This is a genomic window from Phascolarctobacterium succinatutens (assembly GCF_958453765.1).
GTDB lineage: Bacteria > Bacillota > Negativicutes > Acidaminococcales > Acidaminococcaceae > Phascolarctobacterium_A > Phascolarctobacterium_A succinatutens_B.
Map to the genome: position 1 here is coordinate 21,965 of NZ_CAUDZA010000001.1, position 13,865 is coordinate 35,829.

A 13,865-nucleotide genomic window follows, 5' to 3' on the forward strand; every position below is an offset into this window, starting at 1 on the left:
CTCCAAATTATTCTACAACGATGTGTTCAGCCTCGCCGTTACGCAGTGTCAGCTCATAACCACGCACAGTTACCTCCACCGGGTCACCCAGCGGTGCAACCTTACGTACGAATACGCTCACACCTTTAGTCACGCCCATATCCATAATACGTCTTTTTACCGCACCCTCGCCAACGAGCTTAGCAACGGTAACTGTTTCACCAACAGGAACTTCTTTTAATGTTTTCATAACATCCTCCACTTGCATCAGATAAATATTTTGGCTGCCATCTGCTTGCTCAGGGCAATGCGGGCATCCTTCACATTGACGATAAGATTACCGTCAATTTCAGAAATAACAGTTACAGCTGAGCCTTCTACAAAGCCCAGGTTAGCCAGAAAGCGTTTGATTTCATCCTTGCCGCGAACAGCGCTGATTTTGTTAGTCTCGCCGCGACGGGCCATTAATAAAGGCATCATAATTCCCTCCAAAGAATTTGTTAGCAGATACTAACTTGACACGATTTTTTTAGCAGTTAGGCATTCCTAACTACTATTGAAAGTTTACGTCAGCTATAAATTTTTGTCAAGCATTTTTTGTAAAATCCTACGCTAATTTACAAAATTGGTTAGCTTATGCTGTTATGTTTACAAAAAATATCGGCTGACTTTATAGTCAGCCGACGTAAACCAAATTAGCATATTAGCTATAGCTTTTTATTATATCTTTTTGTAGAGAATACGGATAGAATTCAGCACGCACAGCAAAGATACACCGGTATCCGCAAAGACTGCTGCCCACATAGAAGCATAGCCCATGAGACCTGCAATCATAATGATAACCTTAACAGTCAGAGCGAAAATTACGTTCTGCCAGGCAATCGCACCGGTTGCACGCGCAATAGCAATCGCCTGCGGAATAGCCTTCACTTCGGAATTCATGAAGACAACATCAGCAGCCTCAATCGCTGCATCTGCACCGCTGCCCATAGCAGCGCCGGCATCCGCACCGGCTAATACAGGCGCATCGTTAATGCCGTCACCAACGAACATAACCGGGCCGTACTTGTTGCGCAGCATATTCAGCTCGCTGAGCTTATCCTGCGGCAGCAGCTGAGCGCGTACCTCATCAATACCTGCTGCCTTAGCCACAGCCTGCGCTTCCTTCTGCGCATCGCCGGTGAGCATAGCGGTTACCAGGCCTTGTGCCTTCAAAGAAGCAATTGCTTCCTTGGCATCTTCCTTCAGAGTATCGTTAATCAGCAGCTGGCCCATGTATAAGCCATTGTCGGCAACAAGCACCTCGCTGCCGCTTTCGGTAGGAGTATAGCCGCCGTATTCAACGTTAAAGCGTTGCAGCAGCTTTGTATTGCCGCACAGGACTTTGCGTGCGCCAAAGTACGCAACCAGGCCTTCGCCGGCAATTTCTTCAAACTTATCGGGGCGTACCATCTCCAGCTTTTCAGCCTTGGCAGCCTCTACGATGCTTACGGCAATCGGGTGGGTAGAAACAAGCTCAGCACTTGCACACAGGCGCAGCAGCTCGTCAGCTTTCATGCCTTCGGCAGCATTAACCTTCTGCAGTACAAAGTTACCCTTGGTAACGGTACCGGTTTTATCCATAACTACGGCAGCAATGTTTTTCAAAGCCTCCATAGCAACGCCGCCCTTAAAGAGAATGCCGTACTTGGAGCCGGCGCCGATGCCGGAGAAGAAAGCCAGCGGCACGCTCAGCACCAATGCGCAGGGGCAGCTGATAACGAGGAAGGTCAGCGCAGTATAAATCCATTTATTCCAGTCGCCGGTAATCAGGGACGGAATCACGGCAGTCAGTACTGCGGCAGCAACAACAAACGGAGTATAGATACGTGCGAAACGGGTAATGAAGCGGTCGATGGTCGGCTTGCTGGCAGCAGCGTTCTCCACGCTGTCCAGAATGCGGGTAACCATGGACTCCTCCAGAACCTTTTCTACACGGATTTTCAGCATACCGGAGGTATTTACGCAACCGGAAACAACCTCATCGCCATATTTGCGTTTTACAGGCACAGGTTCACCGGTTACCGGGGAGGTATCTACCAAGCTTTCGCCGTCGATAACAACACCATCCAGAGGAATACGGTCGCCTACGCGCACCAGCAGAATGTCGCCTACATGTGCGTCAGCGGCAGGAATAACCTTCACCTCTTCGCCTACCAGCAGGTTGACAACCTCCGGACGCATGTCAACAGCGTCCATAATCTGGCCACGGCTCTTTTCTACCGCACGCTGCTCAAAATATTCGCCCACACGATAGAAGAACATAACGCCAACAGCCTCTTCCCAAGCCTGAATTGCAAACGCACCCAATGTTGCAACGGTCATGAGGAAGTTTTCGTCAAAAACATTACCCTTAGCAATATTCTTCAAGGCAGTCAGCACAATGCGTCCGCCAAGCAGAATATATGCAAAAATCAGGAAGTACATATGGTACGCTTCCGGCACCAGTCCCAGCCATTCTGTGATGATGAACACAGCACCGCCCAGCACGATTTCGATAATCGTCTGCTTTTCGCTCAGCTCGGAAAGGATACCGCCGGATTTTTTGCGCTCCTCCAGCTCGGGCGCCAGAGAAGGCTTGCTTTCAGCCTCCAGCAGCACAACGCCCTCTTCTGTCTTATCGGTTACAGCCTGCATTTTCTCCAGCAGACCATTGTAATTTTTTGCACTTACGCGCAGCTTTTTCGTAGTAAATGTCAGGATTGCTTCATCAATCTCAGGCATAGCGTTCAGCGCACGTTCAATCTTGGCACCGCAGTTAGCGCAATCCAGATTTTTCACCAAATATACTCTGCTCTTGCCGCCTAATTGCGGACGGCGGTCACGCGGTACTACCAATACGTCGGATTCAATAGATGTGCAGATTTTTTGAATTTCCGGCAGCAAAGCCTCGTGGTCGGCAGCGCTGAGGCGCAGCTGCTTGGTAGCAAAGCTTACGTTGGCATAGGTTACGCCCGGCAGCTCTTTGATTTTATATTCCATTTTAGCAGCGCAGTTAGCACAGCCAAGATTTTGTAAAATATATACGCGTTTTACCTTATCGGCATCCGGCATACGGCAGGTGCAATTAGCCAGGCTCTCGCCGCATACATCGCAGTACTCCTCATGCGGATGGCAGATTTCACAATTACAGTCAGCAGGATGACCGGGAACGTGGTGTCCGTGTACATGAGCATGTTCGTGGCCATGGTCGTGACCGCAACCGCATTCGTCACTATGTGCGTGAGCATGTTCGTGTTCGTGGCCGTGGTCGTGACCGCAACCGCATTCGTCACCATGTGCGTGTGCGTGCTCGTGCTCGTGGCCGTGGTCGTGTCCGCAGCCACACTCGTCGCCATGTGCGTGAGCGTGTTCTTCGTGCTCATGATCATGTCCGCAACCACACTCTTCGCCGTGTGTATGGGAATGTTCGTGAGCATGCTCGTGCTCATGGTCATGTCCGCAACCGCATGCGTCGCCGTGCGCGTGTGCGTGAGCGTGTTCTTCATCTTCATGCTCATGTTCATTACCACAGCAGCAATCATCGCCATGCTCATGGGAATGCTCTTTATGGTCATGTTCATGATCGTGTCCGCAACCACAAGCATCACCATGAGTATGCTTAGGCACATGTCCCATAGTTTTATGATCATGGTCCTTGCCGCAGTGACCGCAGGTGCAGCCTTCCGGATGCTTGCTGTAATCCTCTACGCTATTGATATGACCGTCAATATGACGAAATGCTCTTACATCGCCGGAACCGTTACGGATATCTTCCAAATCTTTCTTCATTGTATCTACCACCTTTCTTTTCAGGTTGTCTCACTCTTCATATGAGTATCTATTCATATATAGTGTAAAAAATAATAGGAAAGGTGATAACACCTTTCAGTAAACTCTTTGATACCTATATTATAACACAAATAACGTATGAGTCAATACTCACTCGTAAAATTAGTGATAAAAATTCCTAAGAAAAAAATGGGTACAGCATTCGCTGTACCCACTATAAAAATTGATGGAGAAAATTACTTTTAAAGAAGCTCTATGCTTACGCATATCGCTTTATGACTATATTAGTCAAACAGATGGCAGGCAACCCAATGGCCGTGCTCAACCTCTTTCAGCTCAGGCTTAACCTGCACGCAATGCTCGGTGCAGTGCTCGCAGCGGCTGGCAAAGGGGCATCCAGGCGGCAGGTCCAGCGGACTCGGGATTTCGCCTTCCAAAGGCTCAATCTTTTCGCCCGGCTTGAAGTCTACCTTAAATACAGCGCCCATAAGCGCCTTAGTGTACGGATGCTTGCATTGTTCTGCAATGCGGCCGTGCTCCAGCCATTCTACTACGTTACCCAAGTACATTACCGCAACCTGATGGCACATCAGGTCTACCAGACCGAGGTCATGGGCAATGAACAGGTAGGTAATATTTTTTTCTTTTTGAATGCGGCACAGCAGCTCGCAGATTTTTTCCTGTACGGAAACGTCCAGCGCACTGGTCGCTTCATCGCACACGATAATCTTCGGTTCCAGTACCAGAGCGCGGGCAATGCCCAGACGCTGACGCTGACCGCCGGACATGCTGTGCGGATAGCGGTCCTTGAATTCAGCAGGCAGCTCAACCATTTCCAGCAGCTCTGCTGCTTTGGCGTCTACCTCGCTGTTTTTAATCAGGCCGAAGTTTTTCAAAGGCTCGGTGAGGATATCCTTAACAAGCATTTTCGGGTTGAAAGCAGCAGTAGGATCCTGGAACACCATCTGGATGTTCTTTCTGTCCTGACGCAGCTGTTCACCCTTGGACTGCATCAAATCATGGCCTTCGAAAATTGCTTCACCGCTGGTAGCAGGGTGAATACGCAGCAGAGTACGCACCAGTGTACTCTTACCGCAGCCGGATTCACCGATGATGCCCAGGGTACGGCCTTCGTATGCACGCAGGTTGATGTCATTGCAGGCAGTCAGGAATTTGCCGCCGTCAACTGCGAATTTTTTGGTAAGATGGTTAATCTCCAGTACCAGTTTAGCACGTTCATAGGCTGGTCTTTCATTATTGCTCATAATACGTCTTACCTCCTATGACCGGAACTGCATTAAGCAGTTGTTTTGTATAATCATCCTGCGGATTAGCAATAACGTCCTCACGCTTACCATATTCCACAACATGACCGCCCTTCATAACCATCAGCTTGTTGGATACGTAGGAAGCAACGCCCAAGTTATGCGTAACCATAATAACGGCAACGCCGTATTCGTCACGAATATCAACAATCTGACGGATAATCTGTGCCTGAGTAGTTACGTCCAACGCACTGGTAGGTTCGTCAGCCAGGAGGATTTTCGGGCTGAAAATCATGGCCATAGCGATACCTACACGCTGACGCATACCGCCGGACAGCTCAAACGGGAAACTGTTCATAATATTTTCCGGGTTCGGCAGACGCACATTAGTCAGCATATCACAGCACATCTTATAAGCCTGGTCCTTAGACTTGTCCGGCTGATGCGCCTGAACGTAGTCAATGAACTGTTGGCCGATGCGGCGGATAGGATTAATCATGTTGCCGCTGTCCTGGAAAATCATGGACATCTCGCTGCCATACATTTTGCGCCACTCTTCAGGAGTATTTTGCAATACATCCTTGCCGTCAAAGATGATGCTGCCACGGCTAACACGGCCGGCACCGGGCAGGCAGCCCATAATAGCGCGGATAACGGTGGTTTTGCCGCTGCCGGACTCGCCGACGATGGACATAATCTCACCCTTATCCAATTCTAAGCTGGCACCGGTTACGGTGAGCTTGTCACCGTAGCTGATGTCTAAATCTTTTACTTCAAGAAGCATTGAACAATTACCTCTTTATTTCTTTATTAATTATTGTTTCGGGCAAACATCTTTAGTCAGCCAGTAGTAGTCAGCCGGGAAGATGTTAGCGTTAGCCAGGCCTGCTTTGGATACCATGTTGGTCTTCGGATAGCCAAAGAACAGAGCTGCGCCGTCATCCAGCAGGATTTGCTGCATTTGAATCATGTAATCGCGACGTTTAGCAGGATCAAATTCTACAGCCAGCTTATCAGACAGTGCATCGTATTGCGGATTGCTGTAGCCGGTGGAGTTTTGCGGCTGGCTGCCGTTGATATTGCTCTTCCAGTACCAGTTCAGGTAAACTTCCGGGTCACCGGTGTTAGCAGTCAGAATGTTGGAGATAATCAGGTCGAATTCACCGTTGCGGCGCATCGGGTCAAGTACGTTATAGTCAACGTTCTTCATGTTAACCTTAATACCGATTTTCTTAGCGTCAGCCTGGGTAGCTTCTGCATACAGAGGCAGCTCGGCACGGCCGCTGTAGAATACGAAGTCGATTTCCAGGTTCTTGCCGTTTTTATCAACATAGCCGTCGCCGTTGGTATCCTTCCAGCCTGCTTCAGCCAGCAGCTTCTTAGCATTTTCCGGATTGTAAGCATTCGGATCCTTCAGTTGGTCAAAGCCATAGTCCAAGGAAGGCGGAACAGGTGCTTTACCGGGAATAAAGGTGTCTTTCAGCAGAACCTTGTTATAGGTTTCGCGGTCCAGGCACTGAATCAGAGCAGCACGAACCTTAGGATCATGCAGCGGTTTGCCTTCGTTCATATTGATTTGAGCCAATACGGTACGCAGGGAAGCAATTTCGGAAATGTTATATTTAGCTTTGTCTTTGAACAGCTGCAGGTCACCTGCTGCAATGTTGATAGCGAAGTCGATTTCACCTTTTTGCAGTGCCATAGCACGGGTATTAGGATCGTCGATAGTCGGGATTTCAGCATTTTTGAACGGAACCTTGCCATTCCAGTATTTTTCGTTAGCAACCATTACTGCTTTAGCCTTGCTGTAGGATTTTACAACATAAGGACCGGTGCAGATAGGACCTTCTTTTTTGATGTCACGGCCGGTTACCTTGGTATCAATCATGATAAACAGAGGATCAGCCAGCATGCCCGGCAGAGTCGGGGTCGGTTTTTTGGTTTTGATAATCAGGTTCTGACCATCAGCCTTAATTTCATCATATTGGAAGATGGACTGAGCACGGGTGTTCAGCTTGAAGGTTCTTTCAATGGATTCTTTTGCAATTTCAGCAGTCAGCTTATCGCCATTGGAGAAGCAAACCTTATCATTGATGTGGAAGGTCCAAGTCAGCTTATCATCAGAAATGGTCCATTTATCAGCCAGCCAAGGAACAGCATTCATTTTTTCGTCGAATTTAACCAAGCATTCGCCAAGGCCGTAACGCATTACAACCCAGCTGAAGAAATTATCAGCAGGATCCAGGTTATCAGCAAAGTTGGTTACACCAAATTTTACTACTTCGTTGGATACAGCTGCTTTTTTGTCGCCGCCACAGCCTGCTGCTGCAAATGCCATTAAGCCGATCATAGCCGCTGCTGCGGTAAATTTTAAGGATTTTTTCATTGTACATCTCTCCATTTCTTATACTCAAGTTAAACAAAAAACGTAAAACATATCTGAAAATCAAAGCTTCACCAAGTAAGCCTTAATCTTCAACATCACCACGCGGGTCAAGCACATCACGCAGATTATCACCCCACAGGTTGAACACTACTACGGTAACAAAAATTGCCAGACCAGGGAAGAACATCAGCCACGGAGCAGTCTGCAGCTGCTGACGGCCCTCGTTCAGCATCAGGCCCCATTCAGGAGCAGGCGGCTGGCTGCCAAAGCCCAGGAAGGACAAACCTGCAAGCTCCATCATCAGAGCACCAATATCTGCTGCTGCGGTAATAACCATCATCGGCAAAATATTGGGCAGGATATGTACCCACAGAATATGCGGCGAGGTACCGCCGTTAACGATGGCTGCTTCTACGAAGTCACGACGTTTTACCTTTAAAACCATACTGCGGGCCAATCGTGCATATTTGGTCCAGCTGACAATTGTCAGCGCAAATACTGCATTAACTAGGCTGCCGCCCATAATACCGGCGATTGCAATCGCCAAAATCATACCGGGGAAGGAAATCATCATATCAGAGATACGCATGATAACCATATCAACCTTACCGCCAAAGTAGCCGGAAACAACACCCATCGTAGTACCTACGACAAATACGCTAGCTACCAGAACCAATACGCCTGTCAAAGAAGCACGTGCGCCGTACAGCACACGGCTGAAGCAGTCACGGCCTAACTTATCTGTACCAAAAAGATGTTGTGCACCGGGTTCCAAAAAGGCATCTTTCATAGCAGCATGAGTCGGGTCATAAGGAGCAATTACCGGAGCTGCGATTGCTATCAGCAGCAGGCAAAGCACCAGAACAGAGGTTACGGCAAAAGCACGGTTGGTTTTAAAACCATTAATAATTGTTTCCATCTGCTTTTACCTTACCTTTCTCAGACGCGGATCAAGATAGTTGTAAGAGATATCAACAATGAGGTTGATAACCATATACATCAACGCAATCCACACAACTACACCCTGTACCAACTGGAAGTCACGGTAGGTGATAGCTTCAATAGCCATACGGCCAAGACCGGGCCATTGGAAAACCATCTCGATAACCGCAGCACCACCCAGAAGGTTACCTAAAGACAAACCAAGCAAAGTAATCAGCGGCAACAGAGCGTTCGGCAGAACCTCTTTCCAAAGGATATGGCTTTCGCTCATACCGCGAGCACGTGCACCGACAACATAGTCCTGATGCAGCTCCTCCAGAATTGCCGTGCGTACCTGACGGGTATACTTGGAGGCCATAGCGATAGCCAGTGTCAGGGACGGCAGAATCAAGGTATCAATACCGATTTCACCACCAACGATGGGAAGCAGGTCCAGCTTCAGACCAAAAAACCACAGCAGCATCAGGCCTACCCAGAAGCCGGGCATAGATACGCCCATAAAAGTGAAGCCGCGCACGATATTATCAACCATGCTGCCACGCTTTACGGCAGAGTAGATGCCGGCAGGAATTGCTACCACCATCATCATAATCAGAGAAGCCAAAGAAAGTACGATAGTACCGGGAAGGCCCTCCATAAGTGCTTCAACTACAGGCTTTTTAACCATGTAAGAGAAGCCGAGATTGCCCTGTAAAGCTCTTCCTAACCAGTCAAGGTATTGGAAGAAGAAGGGCTTGTCCAGACCTAATTCAGCACGCAGTGCATCAATTTCAGCCTGGCTTACAATAATATCCTCGTTACCTGCAATCATTTGGCGAACAACGTCACCGGGGGCCAGCATTACCAAAGCAAAGGTAATAAAACTGATACCCAGCAGAACAAGGATGATCTGTCCCAAACGGGACAGAAGCTGCTTTTTCGTCAAAGCACATCATCTCCATCAAAAAAAATTACCCTTCCTGCAAAAGAGCGCAGAAAGGGTACATACTTACAATGTGCACAATTGTAATTATATATATTTCCGTCGCTAGCAGGAATATATCAACTGAGGAAATCAACCTGACTTAGCCTTGCGGCATCACAGTGGCTTGACCGCTACGGATTTGCACCGTATTCCGATTATTACCTGCATAGGCAGGCACCTCAGAAGAGTATAGATTTGTAAAAGTTCCTTATATCGGCAAAAAAGAATAAGCTAACACTTATAAATTTATAATAACACTAGTTCTCATAATTTGCAACAAATTTGTTGCAAAATGGTTGCTTAGGCAAACCTTCTTTTCAAAGAAGACAAATAGAATAAAAGTATTATTGACTGAGACAGCATAAAGCCCAGCAAGGCCAGCCACAGTCCGCTGTTGCCCCAAATGGGCACCAGCTGCCACTGCAAAAGGTAAAATACTAAGAGTGCCATCAGCATCATGTTGCGTACCGGTGCGGTTTGAGTAGCTCCGCAGAAAACTCCGTAAAGTACCATGCCGATACCGGCGCAGACAGGATAGAACAAAACGAAAACATTGTAGGTCATAGCCATCGCTACAACCTCTTCGATATTGGTAAACAGGCGGATAAAGAATTCATTGCTCAAATGGTAACCAAGCATCAGGATAGCGGCCAGCACTACCAGCCATTTGAAGGTCATTTTTATGGTAGCGGCAAACAGCTTGCCGTTCTTTGCACCTACCGCACGGCCGCTGAAAATCGCCGCGCCGTTCGCCATACCATCAATCAGGTAGCTCATTATATCCTTGAGCTGCAGCAGTACAGCGTTGGCTGCCAGCACCACAGTACCGAAGGAAGCTCCGACTGCCGCAATAATGTTATTTACAGTCAGAAGGCAGGCTGTGCGAATCATCAGGTTGACATTCACCTGCAACATGCCGATAAACTCACGCCAATCCAGCAGCTCGCTCCAAGGCAACGCCTTGTAATCAAAATCACCGTAATAGTACATCAGTACTACGCTCAAGATACCGCCGTAAAGCTGACTTAGCAAAGTAGCAAAAGCCACGCCCGTAATATCCATATGCAGCCAAAAAACAAACCAGATACTCAGCGCCATGTTCAGCACGTTCATGGAAACCTGCATAAACACACTCGCCCGCACCCGCGTCTGGCCCATGAGCCAACCAAGGGCTACATAATTACCCAAAACAAGCGGCGCACCCCAGATAAGAATGTAATAATAATCGCGGCACAGCTCGTTGACCTCGGGAGCAGCACCAATCATAGCCAAATACAGCTCTAATATGGGCTTTTGAAACAAAATACAGCAGGCACTTATCAGCATTGCCAGAACCAAGGGCTTAAAAAAGGCGAGCATACCAAGTCTTTTATCGGCAGCGCCAAAGGCCTGTGCCGCATAACCGGTAGTACTCACACGTAAAAAACCAAATAACCAATATAAATTGTTGAACAAGATAGCTCCAAGAGAAACTGCTGCAATATATTTAGGGTCCGGAAGCTGTCCCATAACTGCCGTATTCACCGCACCCATCAGCGGCTGTGTCATTGTCGACAGCATAAATGGTACTGTCAGTCCCAAGTATTCCCTATCAGTCAGCAGGCTCACTTTATCTGTCCCCCTTGTTTATTCGCACTAAATTTTATTTTTAAAAAACATCTTGTGTGAATAGCTTATCATATGTTATAATTTATTGCAAGTAAAAAAGCAGCAATTGCCAAAAATATTTCTGCGGAAAATTTGCCATTCTTCGCAAAAGAAAAATTTATACGCTATTGCTTAATTTTTTAGGCTTCAGTTAGCTGACGCTAATAGAAAAATTATTTTAAAAAGTATGAGAAATATATCAAAGGAGTGAGCACATGTCTGAAACACTAAATATATGCGGACTGACTATCGAACGCGGCACTAAGCTGCGCACATACCTGCCCGTACCGGACACCAATGTAAAAATTCCCCTTACTATTATCAACGGCGAAAACGATGGCCCTACACTGCTTATTACCGCAGGCATCCATGGCGGCGAATATCCCGGTATCGCAGCAGCAATGGAGCTGGGCCGCGATATTGAGCCCGAGCACGTTACCGGCCGCCTGATTATGATGCACCCTGTCAATATCCAAGGCTTTTGGGCACGCCGCGAAATGATTGTGCCCGAAGACGGCAAAAACCTGAACCGCGTTTTCCCGGGCGATCCCACGGGAACGCTTGCCGATAAAACTGCATATTTAATCAGCAACAACTTTTTCCCGATTGCTGATTTTTATGTAGACATGCACAGCGGTGATATCCACGAAAGCCTGCATCCCTACGTTTACTATCCCGGCCAGCCTACTGCCGAAGTAGAAAAGAAATCACGCTCCGTGGCACGCGTACTCGATCTGGAATATATGGTACGCTCGTTGGCAACGGGCGGTGCCTATAACTACGCCGCCAGCACCGGACTTCCTTCTATTCTTATTGAACGCGGCGGTGCCGGCCTCTGCCTGCACGAGGATATCGAAGCCTACAAGGATGATATCCGCAATATCCTGCGCAAACTGAAAATGTTCTCCCTACCTGTAAAGCCACGCCATCACTCTCCGCGTGATGTAGAAAACCTTATTTATTTGGAAGCGTTGGAAACAGGCTGCTGGCTGCACCATATTCACAGCGGCGACTTTGTTGAGGAAGGCCAGGTTTTGGGACGCATCACCGACGTTTTCGGCAACACGCTGACAACCTATTACGCAGAGCAGACAGGTGTAATCCTTTACGTCTGCCCGGCACTGGCATCTCCCAAGGGTACTATTCTTGTAGCCTACGGCACCATCAAGGAATTTGATGACGAAGAATAAAAATTGCTTGATGGCCTTTATCGATTAGCCATAGGTATCCTCCTGCTTAAGTTAGCACTTAATCTCTATGCAGGAATTTTTTCTCTAAAAACTGTAAAATATTTTGCAAAAACCGCTTGACAAAGCCTTTGCTAACCGCTTATAATTCAGATAATCTCTTTGCACTGCAATTTAGCTACAGTACAAACTGATCAGGCGGTAAACCTTCTTCCGGGTTTTTGCAGCCGGGCCCTCTGGGCAGCAGACCTTGACTCAACGTCTGCGGGACAGTTAACTACTATCTCGCAGGCGTTTTTTATATGTAAAAGGCCTGCACAAATGCAAAGACCACTTTAGGAGGTTTTATTATGAAATTTGAAAACGATGCTGAAAGAATCGCTATGATTGTTTCCATCAACAGTATTATCGGTAATCTGCTCTTGTCGCTTGGTAAACTGATTGCCGGTTTCGTCGCCCAATCCGCCGCTATGGTTTCTGACGGTATCCACTCTGCGTCCGATGTTTTCGGTACCCTCATTGTTATGGCCGGCGTAAAATTTTCCAACAAGGCTTCGGATGAAGAGCATCCTTACGGCCACGAGCGTATCGAATGCATTGCAGCTATTCTTCTGGCAATAATTCTGACGATTATCGCCCTGCTTATCGGTTACAGCGGTTACGAAAAAATCGTAGGCGACCCGGCTGAGTTGGAGGTTCCCGGCCAGCTTGCTCTGTGGGCAGCAATTATTTCCATTGTTGCTAAAGAAGCAATGTTCTGGTACACCCGCAACGCCGCACAAAAAATCAATTCCGGCGCCCTGATGGCGGAAGCATGGCATCATCGCAGTGACGCTATGAGCTCCGTAGGCGCTTTCATCGGTATTCTTGGCGCACGCATGGGCTATCCTATTTTAGACCCCATCGCCAGCCTGGTAATCTGCGTTATGATTTTATATGCTGCTTATGAGGTATTCAAGGACTCTATGGACAAGATGGTTGACCGCAGCTGTGATGAAGAAACGGCAACCGCTATAGAAGAGCTTGTTTCCCGCGTTCCCGGCGTAGAGCATCTCGACAGTCTGCACAGCCGTCTTTTCGGCAGCCGTATCTACGTTGATATTGAAATCAGCGTCAAGGATAACCTTACCCTGCTGCAGGCACATCACATCGCTGAAATGGTCCACACTGCCGTTGAAGCCAACTTCCCGCTGGTAAAGCACTGCATGGTGCATGTCAACCCTTTGAGCGAGGACAGCCATGAAGCCTGCACTATGCTGCCTCCGGACTTGCGTCCGCACAATCAGAATGATTAAGCAAAAACCGCTTACTTCATGCAAAATAAATTTTTAAAATTTTTCTCGATACACCCTCTTGACAAGAACTCTTAAGGGGATATATAATTTAGGCAATTAATTAATGAATGATTGCTCATGTATATTGTGGTATTCACCAATAAATGTATGGAGGTATCTGCTAATGAAAAAGATGTTATTTATTCTTGTCAGCATGCTGTGCCTGCTTTTATCAGTCGGCTGCGGCAGCGATAAACAGGCAGCGCAAGCACCTGCTGCCGACAAGGTGTTGCGTGTGGCAACATCACCTGCTTCTCCGCCCTTTGAGCTTTATCTTAAGGAGCAAAACAAATTTACCGGCTTTGATATTGATTTAATCAACGATGTAGCAGGGCTATGACAAAGTTGAAT

12 protein-coding genes and 2 riboswitches are annotated in these 13,865 nt (G+C 47.6%); of the genes, 3 read left to right on the forward strand and 9 right to left on the reverse strand.

What is annotated here, in order from left to right; translation table 11 throughout:
- Positions 1-7: 7 nt before the first annotated feature.
- The 9 genes from Q7Q81_RS00095 to Q7Q81_RS00135 form a co-directional block, all read right to left on the reverse strand.
- Positions 8-229: a FeoA family protein gene (locus tag Q7Q81_RS00095; protein WP_021720435.1), complete on the reverse strand. Its 222-nt coding sequence runs from the start codon at positions 227-229 to the stop codon at positions 8-10.
- Positions 230-246: 17 nt separating this feature from the next.
- Entirely contained in the window at positions 247-456 is a 210-nt protein-coding gene (locus Q7Q81_RS00100; RefSeq protein WP_363186546.1) for a FeoA family protein, read from the reverse strand.
- Between the two features lie 243 nt (positions 457-699).
- Positions 700-3,072, reverse strand: coding sequence for a heavy metal translocating P-type ATPase (locus Q7Q81_RS00105; RefSeq protein WP_368502092.1), 2,373 nt, complete (start codon positions 3,070-3,072; stop codon positions 700-702).
- Positions 3,073-4,073: 1,001 nt separating this feature from the next.
- Positions 4,074-5,054, reverse strand: coding sequence for an ABC transporter ATP-binding protein (locus Q7Q81_RS00110; RefSeq protein ID WP_304272716.1), 981 nt, complete (start codon positions 5,052-5,054; stop codon positions 4,074-4,076).
- On the reverse strand, positions 5,044-5,838 hold the full coding sequence (locus Q7Q81_RS00115; protein ID WP_304272719.1) for an ABC transporter ATP-binding protein: 795 nt from the start codon (positions 5,836-5,838) through the stop codon (positions 5,044-5,046). Before Q7Q81_RS00115 ends, Q7Q81_RS00110 begins: the two co-directional genes overlap by 11 nt.
- Before the next feature lie 30 nt (positions 5,839-5,868).
- Positions 5,869-7,440 (reverse strand): ABC transporter substrate-binding protein, encoded by a 1,572-nt coding sequence (locus Q7Q81_RS00120; protein ID WP_304272722.1) that lies wholly within the window; start codon positions 7,438-7,440, stop codon positions 5,869-5,871.
- Between the two features lie 82 nt (positions 7,441-7,522).
- Entirely contained in the window at positions 7,523-8,359 is an 837-nt protein-coding gene (gene nikC / locus Q7Q81_RS00125) for a nickel transporter permease (RefSeq protein ID WP_304272726.1), read from the reverse strand.
- Between the two features lie 6 nt (positions 8,360-8,365).
- On the reverse strand, positions 8,366-9,307 hold the full coding sequence (nikB, locus tag Q7Q81_RS00130) for a nickel ABC transporter permease (protein ID WP_304272728.1): 942 nt from the start codon (positions 9,305-9,307) through the stop codon (positions 8,366-8,368).
- Between the two features lie 107 nt (positions 9,308-9,414).
- A riboswitch (cobalamin riboswitch) is annotated at positions 9,415-9,543 on the reverse strand.
- A gap of 103 nt (positions 9,544-9,646) precedes the next feature.
- A complete protein-coding gene (locus tag Q7Q81_RS00135; RefSeq protein WP_304272731.1) occupies positions 9,647-10,954 on the reverse strand; it encodes an MATE family efflux transporter in 1,308 nt (435 codons plus the stop codon).
- Positions 10,955-11,208: 254 nt separating this feature from the next.
- Here Q7Q81_RS00135 and Q7Q81_RS00140 point away from each other — a divergent pair, with 254 nt between their 5' ends.
- The 3 genes from Q7Q81_RS00140 (at position 11,209) to Q7Q81_RS00150 (ending at position 13,854) form a co-directional block, all read left to right on the forward strand.
- The gene (locus tag Q7Q81_RS00140; protein ID WP_304272733.1) at positions 11,209-12,183 is read left to right on the forward strand and encodes a M14 family metallopeptidase; all 975 of its coding nucleotides are present in this window, start codon (positions 11,209-11,211) and stop codon (positions 12,181-12,183) included.
- Between the two features lie 177 nt (positions 12,184-12,360).
- A riboswitch (NiCo riboswitch) is annotated at positions 12,361-12,455 on the forward strand.
- A 75-nt stretch (positions 12,456-12,530) separates the two neighbouring features.
- Positions 12,531-13,475 (forward strand): cation diffusion facilitator family transporter, encoded by a 945-nt coding sequence (locus Q7Q81_RS00145; RefSeq protein WP_304272737.1) that lies wholly within the window; start codon positions 12,531-12,533, stop codon positions 13,473-13,475.
- 163 nt (positions 13,476-13,638) lie between these two features.
- Positions 13,639-13,854, forward strand: a complete 216-nt coding sequence (locus Q7Q81_RS00150; RefSeq protein ID WP_304272740.1) for a transporter substrate-binding domain-containing protein — start codon at positions 13,639-13,641, stop codon at positions 13,852-13,854.
- Positions 13,855-13,865 lie beyond the last annotated feature (11 nt).